This window comes from Streptomyces sp. JHA26 (assembly GCF_002005565.1).
In the GTDB taxonomy this organism is placed as follows: Bacteria; Actinomycetota; Actinomycetes; order Streptomycetales; family Streptomycetaceae; genus Streptomyces.
Genome location: NZ_BDJC01000001.1, coordinates 203,761 through 221,016 on the forward strand (window position 1 = coordinate 203,761; position 17,256 = coordinate 221,016).

Annotated in this window: 16 protein-coding genes and 1 pseudogene; 10 read left to right on the forward strand and 7 right to left on the reverse strand. The window is 71.9% G+C overall.

Translation table 11 applies throughout. The features are described from left to right. Window positions 1-163 precede the first annotated feature (163 nt). Window positions 164-1,039, reverse strand: coding sequence for a 3-methyl-2-oxobutanoate hydroxymethyltransferase (gene panB, locus JHAT_RS00960; RefSeq protein WP_077796057.1), 876 nt, complete (start codon window positions 1,037-1,039; stop codon window positions 164-166). A 444-nt stretch (window positions 1,040-1,483) separates the two neighbouring features. On the opposite strand from panB, the gene JHAT_RS00965 reads away from it, so the two are divergent. Both JHAT_RS00965 and JHAT_RS00970 read left to right on the forward strand, forming a co-directional pair. Continuing rightward, window positions 1,484-2,536: an endonuclease/exonuclease/phosphatase family protein gene (locus JHAT_RS00965; protein WP_077796058.1), complete on the forward strand. Its 1,053-nt coding sequence runs from the start codon at window positions 1,484-1,486 to the stop codon at window positions 2,534-2,536. 105 nt (window positions 2,537-2,641) lie between these two features. After that, window positions 2,642-3,862: an MFS transporter gene (locus JHAT_RS00970; protein WP_077796059.1), complete on the forward strand. Its 1,221-nt coding sequence runs from the start codon at window positions 2,642-2,644 to the stop codon at window positions 3,860-3,862. Window positions 3,863-3,937: 75 nt separating this feature from the next. Here JHAT_RS00970 and JHAT_RS00975 read toward each other — a convergent pair whose 3' ends face one another. Together JHAT_RS00975 and JHAT_RS00980 are read right to left on the reverse strand one after the other, a co-directional pair. Next, window positions 3,938-4,375, reverse strand: a complete 438-nt coding sequence (locus tag JHAT_RS00975) for a type II toxin-antitoxin system VapC family toxin (protein WP_077796060.1) — start codon at window positions 4,373-4,375, stop codon at window positions 3,938-3,940. Beyond that, window positions 4,372-4,641: a CopG family transcriptional regulator gene (locus JHAT_RS00980; RefSeq protein ID WP_077796061.1), complete on the reverse strand. Its 270-nt coding sequence runs from the start codon at window positions 4,639-4,641 to the stop codon at window positions 4,372-4,374. The genes JHAT_RS00975 and JHAT_RS00980 overlap by 4 nt, the downstream gene beginning before the upstream one ends. Window positions 4,642-4,745: 104 nt before the next feature. Between JHAT_RS00980 and JHAT_RS00985 the strand changes: the two genes are divergently transcribed. From JHAT_RS00985 to JHAT_RS34910, 3 genes and pseudogenes are all read left to right on the forward strand, one after another. Continuing rightward, window positions 4,746-5,618 (forward strand): alpha/beta fold hydrolase, encoded by an 873-nt coding sequence (locus JHAT_RS00985; RefSeq protein WP_077796062.1) that lies wholly within the window; start codon window positions 4,746-4,748, stop codon window positions 5,616-5,618. Between the two features lie 113 nt (window positions 5,619-5,731). Continuing rightward, window positions 5,732-6,327: pseudogene (locus tag JHAT_RS00990) on the forward strand (Scr1 family TA system antitoxin-like transcriptional regulator); the annotation flags it as partial. 49 nt (window positions 6,328-6,376) lie between these two features. Next, window positions 6,377-6,499: a DUF397 domain-containing protein gene (locus JHAT_RS34910; RefSeq protein WP_077796063.1), complete on the forward strand. Its 123-nt coding sequence runs from the start codon at window positions 6,377-6,379 to the stop codon at window positions 6,497-6,499. A gap of 147 nt (window positions 6,500-6,646) precedes the next feature. On the opposite strand, the gene JHAT_RS01000 is transcribed toward JHAT_RS34910, so the two are convergent. Next, window positions 6,647-6,853: a hypothetical protein gene (locus tag JHAT_RS01000; RefSeq protein ID WP_077796064.1), complete on the reverse strand. Its 207-nt coding sequence runs from the start codon at window positions 6,851-6,853 to the stop codon at window positions 6,647-6,649. 441 nt (window positions 6,854-7,294) lie between these two features. Continuing rightward, window positions 7,295-8,977, reverse strand: a complete 1,683-nt coding sequence (gene murJ, locus JHAT_RS01005) for a murein biosynthesis integral membrane protein MurJ (RefSeq protein WP_077796065.1) — start codon at window positions 8,975-8,977, stop codon at window positions 7,295-7,297. Window positions 8,978-9,385: 408 nt separating this feature from the next. Between murJ and JHAT_RS01010 the strand changes: the two genes are divergently transcribed. Both JHAT_RS01010 and JHAT_RS01015 read left to right on the forward strand, forming a co-directional pair. After that, window positions 9,386-10,042, forward strand: a complete 657-nt coding sequence (locus tag JHAT_RS01010; RefSeq protein WP_077796066.1) for a hypothetical protein — start codon at window positions 9,386-9,388, stop codon at window positions 10,040-10,042. Between the two features lie 11 nt (window positions 10,043-10,053). Further along, complete coding sequence (locus tag JHAT_RS01015) at window positions 10,054-10,506, forward strand: hypothetical protein (RefSeq protein WP_077796067.1); 453 nt, start codon at window positions 10,054-10,056, stop codon at window positions 10,504-10,506. Between the two features lie 95 nt (window positions 10,507-10,601). Here the strand turns inward: JHAT_RS01015 and glnA are convergent, their stop codons facing one another. Next, entirely contained in the window at window positions 10,602-11,963 is a 1,362-nt protein-coding gene (glnA, locus tag JHAT_RS01020) for a type I glutamate--ammonia ligase (protein WP_077796139.1), read from the reverse strand. Between the two features lie 308 nt (window positions 11,964-12,271). Between glnA and JHAT_RS01030 the strand changes: the two genes are divergently transcribed. Beyond that, on the forward strand, window positions 12,272-12,940 hold the full coding sequence (locus JHAT_RS01030; protein WP_077796069.1) for a DUF3105 domain-containing protein: 669 nt from the start codon (window positions 12,272-12,274) through the stop codon (window positions 12,938-12,940). Next, complete coding sequence (locus JHAT_RS01035) at window positions 12,937-13,563, forward strand: DUF305 domain-containing protein (protein WP_077796070.1); 627 nt, start codon at window positions 12,937-12,939, stop codon at window positions 13,561-13,563. Before JHAT_RS01030 ends, JHAT_RS01035 begins: the two co-directional genes overlap by 4 nt. Before the next feature lie 51 nt (window positions 13,564-13,614). Here JHAT_RS01035 and JHAT_RS01040 read toward each other — a convergent pair whose 3' ends face one another. Next, window positions 13,615-14,058, reverse strand: coding sequence for a VOC family protein (locus tag JHAT_RS01040; protein WP_077796140.1), 444 nt, complete (start codon window positions 14,056-14,058; stop codon window positions 13,615-13,617). A 202-nt stretch (window positions 14,059-14,260) separates the two neighbouring features. On the opposite strand from JHAT_RS01040, the gene JHAT_RS01045 reads away from it, so the two are divergent. Continuing rightward, window positions 14,261-17,254, forward strand: coding sequence for a bifunctional [glutamine synthetase] adenylyltransferase/[glutamine synthetase]-adenylyl-L-tyrosine phosphorylase (locus JHAT_RS01045; RefSeq protein ID WP_077796071.1), 2,994 nt, complete (start codon window positions 14,261-14,263; stop codon window positions 17,252-17,254). Window positions 17,255-17,256 lie beyond the last annotated feature (2 nt).

Below are 17,256 nucleotides of genomic sequence, written 5' to 3' on the forward strand. Positions count from 1 at the left end.
CCGACATCCCACCGACGACCACCGCGGCCGTCGATCGGGCAGCCACTGCGGCGAGCCACCGGCTCCGCGGGAGCGGCACCGGTTCGGGTGCGGAGACGGGCCCCGCCGACGGGGGAAGATCGGCGGGGCCCGGTGGTGCCGTGTTGGTCCGGTGGACGTCGGTCTAGTGGACGGAGTGCTCCTCCAGCGGGAACGTTCCGCCGACGACGTCGTCGGCGAACGCCTTCGCCGCGTCGCCCATGACCTGGCGCAGGTCGGCGTACTTCTTCACGAACTTCGGCACCCGTCCGCCGGTCAGCCCGAGCATGTCGGTCCACACCAGCACCTGCGCGTCCGTCTCCGGACCCGCGCCGATGCCGACGGTCGGGATGTGCAGGGTGCGCGTCACCTCGGCGGCCAGCTCGGCCGGCACCAGCTCCAGGACGACCGCGAAGGCGCCCGCGTCCTGCACGGCCTTGGCGTCGCGCAGCAGCTGCTGGGCGGCCTCCTCGCCGCGGCCCTGCACCCGGTAGCCCATGGCGTTGACGGACTGCGGGGTGAGGCCGATGTGCGCCATCACGGGGATGCCGGACTCGACGAGCAGCCGGATCTGCTCGTGCGACCGCTCACCGCCCTCCAGCTTCACGGCCCCCACGCCCGCCTCCTTCACCAGCCGGGTCGCCGAGCGCAGCGCCTGCACCGGACCCTCCTGGTAGGAGCCGAAGGGCAGGTCGGCGACGATCAGGGCGCGGCTGGTGCCCCGGACCACGGCGGCCGAGAGCATCGTCATCTCGTCCAGCGTGACGGGCACGGTGGTGTCGTAGCCGAGGTGGCAGTTGCCCGCGGAGTCGCCGACGAGCATGACCGGGATGCCGGCCTCGTCGAAGACGGACGCGGTCATCGCGTCGTACGCGGTGAGCATGGGCCACTTCTCGCCGCGCTCCTTGGCGGCGGTGATGTCCCGGACGGTGATGCGACGGGTGCTCTTGCCCCCGTACAGCGCCCTGCCGCCGTCGGCGGGCTTGGCCTGAGGCGTCTGGGCAGCCGAAAGCTGCGTCATGGCAACGGCTCCTTCATGTCATCTCGAGGCGCCCTGACGGCGTCCCCGGATCCCCTTCATGGTGGCATCTCATGCCGACGGTCGGCTAGGGGACCCGCGCCATGCGGCGTACGACCGGACTCGACGGGTGCGGACGGGTGCAAACGGGTGTAAGGGCCCGGCAAGGCGATTCCGGTACGGAACGGTCCCGTGTCCCCGGTACGGAACGGTCCCGTGTCCGAGGAGTCCCGGGCTCGACGGTGCGAGAGGGCCGGCTCGGCCGCGAATGTGAGCGTTCCGTCACAGAGGCCCCTGGTCCCACCCCTGTTCGGAACTCCGGACACCGGCTCGCGCGTCCTCGTGCCCGAACGGTCGTCACGGGACGGCGGGAACGGAACCGATCATCCCCTAGGGTGCTGTGACACGGGGGGCGACGGTATGCACGGCAGGCAGTGAGGCGGCGGTATGGCGCAGCAGGCGTACATGACGGAGACGGACAACGGCGGCTCGGGACCCGAGCGTCGGAGCTCCCGGCTCCGGCGCCTGTTCGACCGGCTGGTCACCGGCTGGCGCGGCGACCGGCGGATCTGGCGCCGGGGTCTGATCACGGCGGCGGTGGCCGTGCTCCTGGCCGTCGTCATGGCGGCGCACTCGCACGTCCCCAACGCCGTCGGCAACCTCGGCAGCCTCACCGAGACCTTCCTGCCGTGGTTCGGCCTGCTGATCCCGGTCCTGCTCGTGATCGCCCTGGTCCGCAAGTCGGCGACGGCGCTGATCGCCCTCGTCCTGCCGGTGGCCGTGTGGCTGAACCTCTTCGGCGGTCTGCTCTTCGACAAGACCGGCGCCGGCGGCGACCTCACGGTGGCCACGCACAACGTCAACGCCGACAACGCCGACCCGGCCGGCACCGCCCGCGCCGTGGCCGCCGCCGGCGCCGACGTGCTGGCCCTGGAGGAGCTGAAGGCGTCCGCCGTGCCGACGTACGAGAGGGCGCTGGAGTCGGCGTACCCGCACCACGCGGTCGTCGGCACCGTCGGACTGTGGAGCAAGTACCCGATGAGCGACGTGAAGGCGGTCGACATCCGGCTGGGCTGGAAGCGCGCGATGCGCGCCACCGTGGCCACCCCCTCCGGCCCGGTCGCCGTCTACGTCGCCCACCTGCCCTCCGTCCGGGTGAAGCTGGAGGCCGGTTTCACCGCCCGGCAGCGGGACAAGAGCGCCGCCGCCCTCGGCGAGGCCATCTCCGACGAGAAGCTGCCCCACAAGATCCTGCTCGGTGACCTCAACGGCACCATGAACGACCGCGCGCTCACCGCGATCACCTCGCAGATGCGCTCCCCGCAGGGCGCCGTGGGCGACGGCTTCGGCTTCAGCTGGCCGGCGTCCTTCCCGATGGCCCGCATCGACCAGATCCTGGTCACGGGCGTCGAGCCGGAGACCAGCTGGACGCTCCCGGCGACGGGCAGCGACCATCTGCCGATCGCCGCGCGTGTGAAGGTCGACACAACGGCTTCCTGAGATTCGCCGCGGGAACATTCGCCCTGAGAGTCTTTGTTCCGTACGGGAACATAAAAACGTCCCCTCCCCGTACGCACACCCCGCTCTCGAAAGGCGAGACCCTTCATGCCCCTGGCCCTGCTCGCCCTCGCCGTGGGCGCCTTCGGCATCGGCACGACCGAGTTCGTGATGATGGGCCTGCTGCCCGATGTCGCCGGCGACCTGCACATCTCGATCCCCACCGCCGGACACCTGGTCTCCGCGTACGCGCTCGGCGTCGTCATCGGCGCCCCGCTGCTCGCGGCGGCCACCGCGCGGATGTCCCGCCGCACGGTCCTGATCGCCCTGATGGCGCTCTTCGTGCTCGGCAACGCCCTGTCGGCCGTCGCCCCCGGCGAGGTCTCCCTGCTCGCCGCCCGCTTCGTCAGCGGCCTGCCGCACGGCGCCTTCTTCGGCGTCGGCGCGGTGGTCGCCACCGGCATGGTGGCACCGGAACGCAAGGCCCGTTCCGTCTCCCTGATGTTCCTGGGGCTGACGGTCGCCAACATCGTCGGCGTCCCCGCGGCCACCGCCGTGGGCCAGCAGCTGGGCTGGCGGGCCACGTTCCTCGGCGTCAGCGTGATCGGCGTCGCGGCGATAGCGGCCCTCGCCGTCCTGATCCCGCGCGACGGCGCCCCCGCCCCCACCACGGGCCTGCGCGGCGAACTGGCCGCCCTGCGCTCCCTGCCCGTCTGGCTGGCGCTCGGCACCACGGTCGCCGGCTTCGGCGCGCTCTTCGCCGCCTACAGCTACATCACGCCGATGCTCACGGACGCGGCGGGCTTCGCCGACGCGAGCGTCACCCTGCTGCTGGCCCTCTTCGGCGTCGGCGCCACCGCGGGCAACCTGCTGGGCGGACGCCTGGCCGACCACTCCCTGCGCGGCACGCTCTTCGGCGGCCTCACCTCCCTGGTCGTGGTCCTCGCCCTCTTCCCCCTCCTGATGCGCACGGAGGTCACGGCGGCCGCCGCGGTGGCGCTGCTCGGCACGGCCGCCTTCGTCACCGGCTCGCCCCTCCAGCTGATGGTCATGGAGAAGGCCTCGGCGGCCCCCTCCCTCGCCTCCTCGGCCAACCAGGCCGCCTTCAACCTCGCCAACGCCGGCGGCGCCTGGATCGGCGGCCTCGCCCTCGCGGCGGGCTTCGGCGCCACCTCCCCGGCGCTCGCGGGCGCGGGGCTGGCGGTGCTCGGCCTGGGCGTCGCGGCCACGGCCTACGCGGTGGACCGACGCCGGGGCGCCGCGGGCGCCGGGCGGGAGCGGGTGGTGGCGGGCCACGTCCCGGAGACGGCGGAGACGGTACGGCGCTGACGGGGGCGGTACGGCGCTGACGGGGGCGGTACGGCGCTGACGCCCGCCCGCGCGGCCCGGCCGCCGCGCGGGCGGTCAGAGGTCGTCGGGGAGGATCCGGAAACAGGCGTACCGCCCGCCCGAAGGCCGTACGGCCCGGAAGTCCCGCAGATCCCTCGTGAGTACGGCGTCCGTGTCGTACTCGGCGGCGAGGGCCACGTCGACCGCGTCCACCAGGTCCAGGTCGAGCGACGCGTACCGTGCCCGCACCGTCAGTGCCGCGTCCAGGATCTCCGGCGTGGGCGGGGCGAGGACGAGCCGCATCTGCCGCACGCGTGCGGTGAGGGAACGCAGGATCGCGTCGGCGGCAGGGCGCCCGGCCCGGCTGGTCGCCACCTGGTGCACCTCGGTGAGCGCGAGCGGGGTGGCGACGAGGAAGCCGCACGCGTCGGCGGCCTTCCTGGCGGCGTGGTGGTCCGGGTCGGAGCGGTTGAAGAGGGTGAGGAGGCCGGAGGCGCCGGCCACGGCGATCACGCGGCGCGGCCCCGGTTCCGGCGTTCGCGCTCCTCGTACCCCTCGGTGACCGCGGCCCGGATCCCGCCCTTGTCCACGGGGCCGCCGAGGTCGAAGGTCTCCTCGTCGGACACGAACGGTTCGCCCCAGACGCGGTGCGCCAGGGCGATGCGGTGGATGCCCTCGCGGATGATCTCCGCCTCCGCGACACCGAGGCGTGCGGCGGCCTCCTTGATGAGCGCGAGGTCGCTGTCCTCGGCGTAGACGTTGGTGCGCTTCAGAGCCATGCTTCGATGGTACAGCTCCTGTACCACCTCGGGTGCGGCGTCGCGGACTCCTTACGGCGAAAAGGCCGTGCGAAGGTGCTCCGTGGCGCTGCAGGATGCGGACCATGACCGCCCGCGCCACCACCCCCGCCCGCCTCGGTGAGACACGCCTGTCGGACGGCCGCCTGCTCGGCTGGGCCGAGTGGGGGCCGCCGGACGGTGTGCCCGTCCTGCTGTGCCCCGGTGCGGCCACGAGCCGCCGGCTCGGCTTCGGCGCGGGCGCCGTCGACGCGCTCGGCGTCCGCCTGATCTCCGTCGACCGCCCCGGACTGGGCGCCTCCACGCCCGCCCCGGGCCGCGCCCTCGCCGACTTCGCCGCCGACGTCCGCCGGCTGTGCGCCCTGCGGGGCCTCGGGCGTCCGGCCGTGGTCGGCAACTCCCAGGGCGCGCCGTTCGCGCTCGCCTGCGCCGAGGCCGGCCTCGCTTCCGCCCTGTCCCTGGTCTCGGCGGCCGACGAGGTGGCCGCGCCCGAGTTCGCCCCCGCCCTGCCCACGGACCTGCGCGCCCTGACCGAGCTGGCCGTGCGGGACCCGGCCGCCGCAGAGGAGTTCTTCGCGGGCTTCGACGCGGAGGCGATGTGGGACCTGGTGATGGGCGGCAGCCCCGCATGCGACCTCGCCGTCTACCGGGACCCCGGCTTCTCGGCCGCCTACCGCCGGGCCCTGGCCGAGGGGTTCGGACAGGGCGCCGCCGCCGGATACGCCCGCGACAGCGTCCTCGCCATGGGACGGTGGCGCATCGGGTGGGACCGGATCACCGTCCCGGTCGACATCTGGTACGGCGAACAGGACACCACGCACTCGCCCGACCACGGCACCCTGCTCGCCACCCGCCTCCCCGACGCCCACCGCCGCATCGTCCCCGGCATCGGCGGCGCCCTGCTGTGGACGCACGCGGAAGCCGTGCTGACCTCGTTGCTGGGACGTGCCGGCCGTTGAGGAACCGGCGGTCCCCCGTTCGCGTGCCGGTGCCCCGACCGCCGCATCCGCACGGATCCGCCCGCCTCCCGTGAGCGGCGTCGCGACACGACGCGTACGACGGAGGGGTGCGGATGTCGGTGGGCAGTGGGACGGACGAGCCGGGCCGGGAGGTCGACCCGGACGACGAGTGGGGCGTGGCGGTCATCGCCACGGTCGGACGACAGCTGAAGCTGCGCCGCGAGGCGGCGGGCATGCGGGCGGGCGGCTTCGGGGTGGCCGTCGGGTACGGGGAGGACCTGGTCCACAAGATCGAGGGCGGTAAGCGGATTCCCCGCCGGGAGTACCCGGAGAAGGCGGACGAGGTACTGGGGGCGGACGGGCTCATCGCCGCGACCTGGGAGGACGTGAGGAAGGTCCGGTACCCGAAGCTGGTGCGGGACCTGGCCACGATGGAGTCACGGGCCGTCGGGTTGCTGTCGTACGGCATCCACAGCCTGCACGGTCTCGTCCGGACCGAGGAGTACGCCCGCGCCCTGCTGGCCACGCGCCGACCGGCGCTCTCGGAGGACGAGTTGGAGAGGGCGGTCGCCGCACGGATGACCCGCAAGGCCATCTTCGAACGGACACCCGCCCCGGAACTCGGCTTCGTGCAGGAAGAGGTGACCCTGAGGCGCCCCGACGGGGGGGCAGGATGGTGTTGCGCAGACAGCTCGAACACCTGCTGCAGGAGCAGCTGCAGCGACAGCAGCAACCCGGACGACTGCGTCGAGGTGGCCATGACCCCCGCCACCGTCCACATCCGCGACTCCCAGCACCTCGGCGGCCCCCGCCTCGCCGTCGAGTCGGCGGCGTGGGCGACGTTCGTGGCCTGGCCCCGCGCGGTCAGTCCTCGGGTCTGATCTCCGAGGCGCCGAAGAGCAGCCCGGCCGTCGCGCGACGTGGACGGCAGTGCAGGGGCGGTCGGCATCGACGCCACCAGGGCACCGGACGCGCCCTGACGGGCCCCGGACCAGGCGGTCCGGGGCCCGTCAGGGCTACGCCGTGGCTCAGAGGCACATGGGGCGCGCCTGGCCGGACGCCACCGACGCGCCGAGGCCGGCGCAGACGGAGACCGGGCCGGCCTCGGTGTAGAGACCCGCACCGACGGAACCGCCGGACGTGAGGACGACGGTGCTGACGGCGAGGCCGCCGGACACCTGGTCGAGGTCCGTGTCGGAGAGCGCGGCCGTGTCGACCTGGGGGACGAGGTTCATGACAGGTCTTCCCTTCGCGTGAAAGAAATCGGAGCGGTGGAGCGCGCACGCCGGAGCTCCGGATCGGGGGGTCCGGAACCGATTGCCGGGGTGCCGCGCGTTGATCAAAGCACGCTCGCGAACGACCCGCCGTCCGCGCGTCGTCGAGCGTTCACCGGTGTGTGCGTGCGGTCGGGGAAGGAGCCCCCGTCTTCACGTAATCCCCCGGTGGGAGAGCCTCCCGGAGGGCCGCGATGCGTACGAGTACCCCTCCCCGCCACCGTCTCGCCCGGTCCACGTGATCGTGTGATGAACGCTGTGCAGGTCCGCGGAATTTTCGGAGGACGGACGCCGGCCCGAATCCTTTGGACCGGCCACGCCGGGCGGGACCGGCTCGACCACATCGCCGGCCGCGCACAGGACCGGTCGTGAAGGACGCCTCGTCGCACCGTCCGCCCGGAGTCAGCGCATACCGGGCAGGCGGCGCAACTCGGCGACCTTCATCAGCCGGGCGAGAAGGAGGTAAACCGCGGCCGTCGCCAACGACCCGCCGGCCAGTGCGACGGCCGTCGGCAACGTGCCGCTCCCCAGACCCGCACACGCGCGTGCCGCGGCCCAGCCCAGCCCTGCAGCCGGGCCCGCGGCGCAGAACAGCTTCACGTAGGTGCGGCGCAGGCCGCCGTCGTCGATGCGCGCCCCGAGCCTCCTGCGCAGCAGGTGCGCGGTGAGTGCGAGACCGGCCGTGTAGGAGAGTGTGTAGGCGCCGGCCATGCCGACGACCGCCCAGCGGGCGGGCAGGAGCATGTGACACGCCGTGGCCAGGGCGATGTTCACGCCCGCGATCCAGGCGGCCACGAAGAACGGAGTGCGCGTGTCCTCGAAGGCGTAGAAGCCGCGCAGCAAGAGGTACTGGGCGGAGAACGGGATGAGCCCGAGTCCGAACGCCTGCAGCATGTACCCCAGCGGGCGGGCCGAGGCGGCGTCCGTGGCCCCGTGGGCGAACAGCAGCGATGAGATCTGCGGCCCCAGGGCGAGGAAGAGGAACGCGGTGGGCACGATGACCACGCCGCTGATCCGCAGTACCCGGGACAGGTCCGCGCGCAGGTCCGGGATGCGCCCCTCGGTGACGGCCCGGCTCATGCGCGGCAGCAGGGCCGTCACCAGGGACACCGTCACGATCGACTGCGGCAGCATCCAGATGGTCTGCGCGTAGGTGTAGGCCGAGTAGCCGGCGCCGGCCTGTGGCAGTTCCCGGTCGGCGGCATTGGCGTAGTTCGTGACCACCGTCAGGGCGACCTGGTTGGCCAGCACGAACAGCAGCGTCCACTTCGCCGCGTGGACGCTCTTGCCCAGGCCGGTGCCCCGCCAGTCGAACCGCGGGCGGAAACGGAATCCTGCCGCGCGCGCGAACGGGATCAGCGCCAGGGCCTGCAGGGCGATGCCTGCCGTCGTCCCGATCCCCAGCAACCGCACCTGCTCGGAGGTGATGTCCTCCACCCGCTCGGGCACCGTCATCAGCCCCAGGTAGGAGGCGAACATGGCGACCAGCACGACGTTGTTCAGCACCGGGGTCCACATCATCGCGCCGAACTTCTCGCGCGCGTTCAGGACCTGCCCGTAGATGCTGAACAGCCCGTAGAAGAAGATCTGCGGCAACAGGAACCGCGCGAACGTCACCGTCAGCTCGAAAGCCTCGTGACCGTCCGGGGTGTCCCGCATGTACAGGCCCACGATCTGCGGCGCCGCCCACACCGCCAGCGCCGTCCCCACGCCCAGTACGCAGACCACGAGCGTGACCAGACGCTGCTCGTAGGCGCGTCCGCCGTCGGGCTGCGTCGCCCTGGCCCGCACCAGTTGCGGCACCAGCACGGCGTTGAGCGCCCCACCGATCAGCAGCGTGTACAGACTCGTCGGCACGGTGTTCGCCGTGTTGTACGTACTGGCCAGCAGACCGGTGCCGAGCGCCGCGGCCTGCAGCACTTGGCGGATCAGCCCCGTCGCCCGTGACACCACCGTGCCGACGGCCATCAGTAAGGACGAACGAGCCAGCCCGCCCTTGTCCTTCTTCCGCCGGGCGGCATGCCGCCCCCTTCTCCGCTGCTCCTGCGGCCTGACCTGCGCCACGGAGTCCGCCCCCTCGACCATGCCGTCAACCTATGCTCCGGGGTCTCAGGGCCCCCAAGCGGCTCCCTCCTGCACAACCGTGCAGCGAACCAACGCCGCGACCGCGGGCCGGGAACACGGCGGTGCTCTACGCCGTGGACCAACGCAACAGCATGGGTCGATCGGTCGAACCTCCGGGTCGTCCGGACCTCATCCAAAACAGCGGAGAGTCCGCAATGACGTTCGAGAGTGCGCAAGGAGGTCGGATGACTTATGCGGGCCGTGGAACTTGTACGAAAAAGGCAACTCGCTTGACCAGGTGTAACCTTGACCCGGCGTGTGTCGTTTGGTGACCTCAATGCACATCGGGGGGCGTGGAGTGGGGGAAGAGTTGCTGCCGCGCAGCGTTGATGGCCGTCAATGCGTCCATCGAACAGAGGGGGAGCGCCGATGACGACCTACGCACTCAGCTTTGAGGTACAGCCGCTGTGCGACGTAGCCGCTGTCGAGGAAGCGTTCTACGAGCACTTCGACGGAACAGTCGCTGAATCTTTCGGGCGCTTTCTCATCACCATGTACATGGACGGCCACGACAATGGGGTGAGCGCCGCCAAGAATGCGGCGATGGAGCTCCAGCGCAAGCTCGACGTCGTCGTCTGCCGCATGGATCGCGACCTGGTCGACGCCTCGGAGATCGCTCGCCGTACCGACCGCAGCAGGGAAAGTATTCGCCAGATCATTCACGGCGAGCGCCACAAAGGTGAGGCGTTTCCAGTGCCGCTGGGTGCCCCTAACGGAAAAAGGATCTGGGAATGGGGCGTCGTCAACGAGTGGCTTCATCGGAACATTCCGGAAAGCGGTGATCCCGAGCGCTACCTCAGCCGGGACGAGATGGCGGTCGTAGACGCATGGCTTGTTCGATGGGGCACGATGCCGCAAGAGCAGCACGTGCGCTCCGAGTTCTACGAGATCACGGCAGCACAAATGGTGAGCACCGAGTTTCAGCGCCCCAGTACATCCCATCGCCCGAGTGGCGGCTGGGTTTCCTCCTGGAATGTGCGGCGTCAGACGCAGACTGAATCGCTGGCTTCGCGAACTGCTGGTTGAGGCGGAATACCATGCCTTTCGTTCTGAACGTGGCAGAAGATGAGCAGAAGCAGGCGCTTGGCGTTGCCAAAAGAGCTCACCTTTCGGGCATCAGAGTTCTCGAGGTGCACGCAAAGGTGCTCGACGCGGAAGCCGCTGATGAACTCCAACCCCTGGACGAGCTCTCGACGAAGCTCACGGTGGGACGTTCGGAAGGCCGCCTGCTGTACCGCTTCGAACACGATCTCACCATCAAGGGCTCGGACGACAAGGACGCCCTGCAGATCGGCCTCCATGTGGGTGCCCTCTTCGACTTTCCGGAAGAGGGCACCCCGGACGGAGATGCAAGTGAGGAAGCCCTTGCCGCATTCGGGCGCACTACCGTGCAGATGGCGGTCTACCCCTATGTGCGGGCAACGGTCTCCGACCTGGCAGCCCGTTTGGGCTGTGGTCCCGTCACGCTGGACCTCCTGGTCCTGCAGTAGGCGGCAGACGGCCCGGTGCCGGTGAGGCGCCCGGGGCCGGCGGTTTGAGGTCGCCGGCCCCAGGGGGGCGGTTCGACGGCCCGGCCGCGCGGCCCCTACAGCACCGGCAGCGACTTCCTCAGCTCGAACGCCGTGACCTGGGAGCGGTACTCCTCCCACTCCTGCCGCTTGTTGCGCAGGAAGAAGTCGAAGACGTGCTCGCCCAGGGTCTCGGCGACCAGGTCGCTGTGTTCCATCAGGGCCAGGGCCTCGCCCAGGTTCTGGGGGAGCGGCTCGATGCCCAGGGCACGGCGTTCGGCGTTGGACAGGGCCCACACGTCGTCCTCGGCGCCCGGCGGCAGCTCGTAGCCCTCCTCGATGCCCTTCAGGCCGGCGGCCAGCAGCACCGCGTAGGTCAGGTACGGGTTGGCGCCGGAGTCGATCGAGCGGACCTCGACGCGGGCCGAGCCGGTCTTGCCGGGCTTGTACATCGGGACGCGGACCAGCGCCGAGCGGTTGTTGTGGCCCCAGCAGATGTAGGACGGGGCCTCACCGCCCGCGCCGGCGGTGCGCTCGCTGCCGCCCCAGATGCGCTTGTAGCTGTTCACCCACTGGTTGGTGACCGCCGAGATCTCCGCCGCGTGCCGCAGCAGGCCCGCGATGAAGGAACGGCCGACCTTGGAGAGCTGGTACTCCGCGCCCGACTCGTAGAAGGCGTTGCGGTCGCCCTCGAAGAGGGAGAGGTGCGAGTGCATGCCCGAGCCCGGGTACTCCGAGAACGGCTTCGGCATGAAGGTGGCCTGCAGGCCCTGCTCGAGGGCCACCTGCTTCATGACCAGGCGGAACGTCATGATGTTGTCGGCCGTGGACAGCGCGTCGGCGTAGCGCAGGTCGATCTCCTGCTGGCCGGGGGCGCCCTCGTGGTGGGAGAACTCCACCGAGATGCCCATCGACTCCAGCATGGTGATCGCCTGGCGGCGGAAGTCCATGCCGATGTTCTGCGGCGTGTGGTCGAAGTAGCCGGAGTTGTCCGCGGGCGTCGGCACCGAGCCGTCGACCGGCTTGTCCTTCAGCAGGAAGAACTCGATCTCCGGGTGCGTGTAGAAGGTGAAGCCCAGGTCGGAGGTGCGGGCCAGGGCGCGCTTGAGGACGTAGCGCGGGTCCGCGAAGGACGGCGAGCCGTCCGGCATGAGGATGTCGCAGAACATCCGGGCCGTGCCGGGCGCCTCCGCGCGCCACGGCAGGACCTGGAACGTCGACGGGTCCGGCTTGGCGATCATGTCGGACTCGTAGACCCGGGCGAAGCCCTCGATCGCGGAGCCGTCGAAGCCGATGCCCTCGTCGAAGGCCTGCTCCAGCTCGGCCGGGGCCACGGCCACGGACTTGAGGAAGCCCAGCACGTCCGTGAACCACAGGCGTACGAACCGGATGTCGCGCTCCTCGAGCGTCCGGATCACGAACTCCTGCTGCTTGTCCATCTTCCGCTTCCCCATCCTTGCTGGTCAGGCCGCCTGTCTCCGGTACGGCGGAAGGCGGTCGGGCACCTGAGCATCACACCACAGCACCGTTTCGTGCGCGTTGCGGACCTTGATCGGCCGGCCGACCCCGGCCTGAACGGGACCCGGCCGTGTGCACCGCTCACCCGCAGCGTAGAGGCCGCGTGTTCGATCGGGCCATTCCTGCGGTCCCGCCGCGTCACAACATGTGACTTCCCTACGGGAGAGCACTCCCGCATCATTACGATCAGCGCACTCAACGCCTCCCTTTCTAGAAGGGCACACACCCCATGGGTTCCGCCAACAAGAGCAGCAGCACGGCGCGGCAGACACGCATAGCGGAGATGCGACGTGCCGAGGAGGCCCGCGACCGCCGGAACCGCATCCTCACGATCGGGATCGGCGTCGTGGTCGTCGTCGGTCTCGTCGTCGGCGGCGTGGTCCTCGTGCGCTCGCAGTCCGACGACTCCGACGACACGGCGGCCCCCGACGCCAAGACCTCCGGCAAGTTCGTCGCCGGCGCGGACGGCGTGCAGACCTGGAAGGGGACGCTGTCCCGCGACCACGTCACCCGGAAGGTGACGTACCCGGTCGAGCCCCCGGTCGGCGGCGACCACAACCAGGTCTGGATGAACTGCGACGGCGACGTCTACACCAAGCCGCTGAACAACGAGAACGCCGTGCACTCGCTGGAGCACGGCGCGGTCTGGGTGACGTACAACGACAAGGCCCCGAAGGCCGACGTCGACGCGCTGGCGGCGAAGGTGAAGAAGACCCCGTACTCGCTGATGAGCCCCGACGACAAGCAGAAGGAACCGATCGTGCTGACGGCCTGGGGCCACCAGCGCACCGTGACGGGCGCGAGCGACCCGAACGTGGACGCGTTCTTCGAGAAGTTCGTCCAGGGCGAGCAGACCCCCGAGCCGGGCGCCGCCTGCACCAACGGGCTGTCGCAGTGACACCCCGGAGGGCCGGCTGGATCGCGGGGGCCGCCGCGGCGGTGCTCGTCGCCGCCGGCGCCCTCACCTACGCCGGCGCCGACGACGACGGCGGGGCCGGCACCCCGGCCGCGGACTCGGCGGACGCCGGGTTCGCGCGGGACATGGCGGTGCACCACCAGCAGGCCGTCGAGATGTCGTACATCGTGCGCGACCGCACCGACGACGAGGAGGTGCGGCGGCTCGCCTACGACATCGCGCAGACCCAGGCCAACCAGCGGGGCATGCTGATCGGCTGGCTCGACCTGTGGGGGCTGCCGAAGGTGTCGTCCGACCCGCCCATGACCTGGATGGGCATGGGCGACATGCCGTCGGCGGGGGAGGGCTCGCTGATGCCCGGGATGGCCACCGACGCCGAGATGGACAAGCTCGCCGGCCTGAGCGGCAGGCAGGCCGAGGTGTACTACCTCCAGCTGATGACCGAGCACCACAAGGGCGGCGTCCACATGGCCGAGGGGTGCGCCGCCCGGTGCACGGTCGGAGTGGAGAAGCGGCTGGCCCGGGGCATGGTGGAGTCGCAGGAGTCGGAGATCCGGCTGATGGCGGACCTGCTGGCGGAGCGCGGCGCCCGACCGCGGGCATGACACCGGAACGCCCGACTCCACGACCCCGGCCGACGGCCGCGCCCCGGGCCCCTAGCGCTGCCGCCGGAGATCCGCCAGCACCCGGTGCAGCGGCTCCGTCTGCCGGCGCCGGTACTCCTGGATCGACCAGCCGTTGCCGTCCGGGTCCGAGAAGTACATGAACGTGGCACCGTCGTCCGGCGCGTACTGCACCGGCTCGGAGACCTCCAGGCCGCGCCCCACCAGTTCCGCGCGGGCCGCCTCGATGTCGGCGACGCACAACTGGAGCCCCTGGTAGGAACCGGGAGCCGGCCGGGGCCCCCGGGTCAGCTCCCAGACGCTGTCGCCGAGGGCGATCGAGCAGCCGGAGCCCGGGGGCGTGAGCTGCACGATCCGCATCCCCGGCATCACCTCCTGGTCGACGTCGACGTGGAAGCCGACCTTGTCCCGGTAGAAGTCCCGGGCACGGTCGATGTCGGTCACGGGCAGCGGGATCACTTCGAGGGTGAAGTCCATGCCCTCACCGAAGCGGATGGCGGCACGCCCCGCCACCGAAAAGGCGGAAGAGGCGGAATCCCGCGCGCGACGGCGTCCGGATCACGGACGGCGCCGTCCGCCCCTGCGCCCACTCGCGGCTCCCCGGTTACGCTCAAGGCCGTACGACCTTGATCCGACGGGGGCCGGCACCACCGGCCCGCAGGTCCGACAGGAGGCCGAGATGACGGCGCCGGGGCGCAGGAGCAGTACCTTCACGCGACTGCTGCGGCACGGTTTCACCGATCCCTCGGCCGCCGAGCGGCTGCTGGACGGCGTGGAGCTGACGCCGGTCCGCAACGACCCGGTCCTGCTGGAGGCGCTGGGCGCCACCGCCGACCCGGACCTCGCCCTGCACGGCCTGGTCCGGCTGCTGGAGGCACAGCCCGGTCCCGTCGCGCGCCGGGAGCTGCTGGACACCCTGATAGCGGCCAAGCCGCTGCGCGACCGCCTCCTCGGCGTGCTCGGCGCCTCCGAGGCGCTCGCCGACCACCTCGCCCGGCACGCCGGCGACTGGCAGGCCCTCGTCACCTACGAGCCGCGTGACCTGCACCGCGGTGTCGAGGAGTTCGAGCGCGGCCTCGCCGAGGCCACCGACCCCGTCTCGCTGCGCGTCGCCTACCGGCGCTGCCTGCTGTCCATCGCCGCCCGCGACGTGTGCGGCACCATCGACGTCGCCGAGACCGCCGCCGAGCTCGCCGACCTCGCCACCGCCACCCTGCGCGCCGCCCTCCGCCTCGCCGAGGAGGCCGCGCCCGAGGACGCCGCGCTGTGCCGGCTGGCGGTGATCGCGATGGGCAAGTGCGGCGGCCACGAGCTGAACTACGTCTCCGACGTCGACGTCATCTTCGTGGGGGAGGCGGCCGGCGAGGCCGACGAGAGCAAGGCGCTGCGGGCCGCGACCTCCCTCGCCTCGCACATGATGCGGATCTGCTCCGAGACGACCGTCGAGGGCTCCATCTGGCCCGTCGACGCCAACCTGCGTCCCGAGGGCCGCAACGGCCCGCTGGTGCGCACCCTCAGCAGCCACCTCGCCTACTACCAGCGCTGGGCCAAGACCTGGGAGTTCCAGGCGCTGCTCAAGGCCCGCCCGGTCGCCGGCGACCCGGCCCTGGGCGGCGAGTACGTCGCCGCCCTCCAGCCCCTGGTGTGGCAGGCCGCCGAGCGCGAGAACTTCGTCGCCGACGTGCAGAAGATGCGCCGCCGGGTGGTGGAGAACATCCCCGTCGCCGAGGTCGACCGCCAGCTCAAACTGGGACCGGGCGGCCTGCGCGACGTCGAGTTCGCCGTGCAGCTGCTCCAGCTCGTGCACGGCCGGGCCGACACGTCCCTGCACAGCGGTACGACGCTGGACGCGCTGAGGGCCCTCGCCGCGGGCGGCTACGTCGGCCGGGTGGACGCGGCCCAGCTCGACGAGGCGTACCGCTTCCTGCGCTCCATGGAGCACCGCATCCAGCTCCACCGGCTGCGGCGCACCCACCTCGTGCCCGAGGACGAGGCCGACCTGCGGCGCCTGGGCCGTTCCCTCGGTCTGCGCAACGACCCGGTCACCGGGCTGCTGCGCGAGTGGAAGCGGCACGCCGCCGTCGTGCGCCGGCTGCACGAGAAGCTGTTCTACCGGCCGCTGCTCGACGCGGTCGCCCAGCTGACGCCGGGGGAGACCCGGCTGCGCCCCGACGCGGCCCGCGAGCGGCTGGTCGCCCTCGGGTACGCCGACCCGGCCGCCGCCCTGCGGCACCTGGAGGCGCTGGCCTCCGGCGTCACCCGCAAGGCCGCGATCCAGCGGACCCTGCTGCCGGTGCTGCTGGGCTGGTTCGCCGACTCCGCCGACCCGGACGCGGGCCTGCTCAACTTCCGCAAGGTCTCCGACGCGCTCGGCCGGACGCCCTGGTACCTCAGGCTGCTGCGGGACGAGGGCGCGGCGGCCGAGAACCTCGCCCGGGTGCTGTCCGCCGGGCGCCTCGCCCCGGACCTGCTGATGCGGGCGCCCGAGGCCGTGGCGCTCCTCGGCGACGGCGACGCCGGGGGACTGGAGCCGCGCGGGCGGGCCCAGCTGGAGCAGGAGGTGCTCGCCGCGGTCCGTCGCGCAGACGGCGCCGTGCAGGCGGTCACCGCGGCGCGCGGGATGCGGCGCCGCGAGCTGTTCCGCACGGCCGCCGCCGACATCGTCGGCTCCTACGGCACCGAGGCGCACCCCGTCGAGGCCGACCAGGGCGCCCTGGTGGACCGGGTCGGCGCCGCGGTGTCGGACCTGACGGCGGCCACGCTGGCCGGCACCCTGCGGGCCGTGGTGCGCGAGGGCTGGGGGGACACCCTGCCCACCCGGTTCGCGATCATCGGCATGGGCCGCTTCGGCGGGCGCGAGCTGGGCTACGGCTCGGACGCCGACGTGCTGTTCGTGCACGAGCCCCGGGACGGGGTCGACGAGCGGGAGGCCGCGGACGCCGCGAACAAGGTGGTCGCCGAGATGCGCCGCCTGCTCCAGGTGCCCAGCGCGGACCCGCCCCTGATCATCGACGCCGACCTGCGCCCGGAGGGCAAGTCCGGACCGCTGGTGCGCACGCTCAAGTCGTACGCGGCCTACTACCGGCGCTGGTCGCTGACGTGGGAGTCGCACGCGCTGCTGCGGGCCGAGTTCGTCGCCGGCGACGAGGACCTGGGACGGCGGTTCACCGAGCTGGTCGATCCGCTGCGGTACCCGGCGCGGGGGCTCTCCGAGGAGGCGGTACGGGAGATCCGGCGGCTCAAGGCCCGCATGGAGTCCGAGCGGCTGCCGCGCGGCGCCGACCCCAAGCTGCACGCCAAGCTGGGACCGGGCGGCCTGTCCGACGTGGAGTGGACCGTGCAGCTGATGCAGCTGCGGCACGCCCACGCGGTACCGGGCCTGCGCACGACCAGCACCCGGCAGGCCCTCGCGGCGGCGTCCGGGGCGGGACTCGTCTCCGAGGAGAACGCCGCGACCCTCGACGAGGCGTGGGTGCTGGCGACGCGGGTGCGCAACGCGGTGATGCTGGTGCGCGGACGGGCCGGCGACACGTTCCCGACCGACCCGCGCGAACTGGCGGCCGTGGGCCGCTACCTCGGCCACGGCTCCGGCCACGCGGGCGACATGCTCGACGAGTACCGCCGCACGGCCCGCCGCGCCCGCACGGTGGTGGAGGACCTGTTCTACGCGTGACC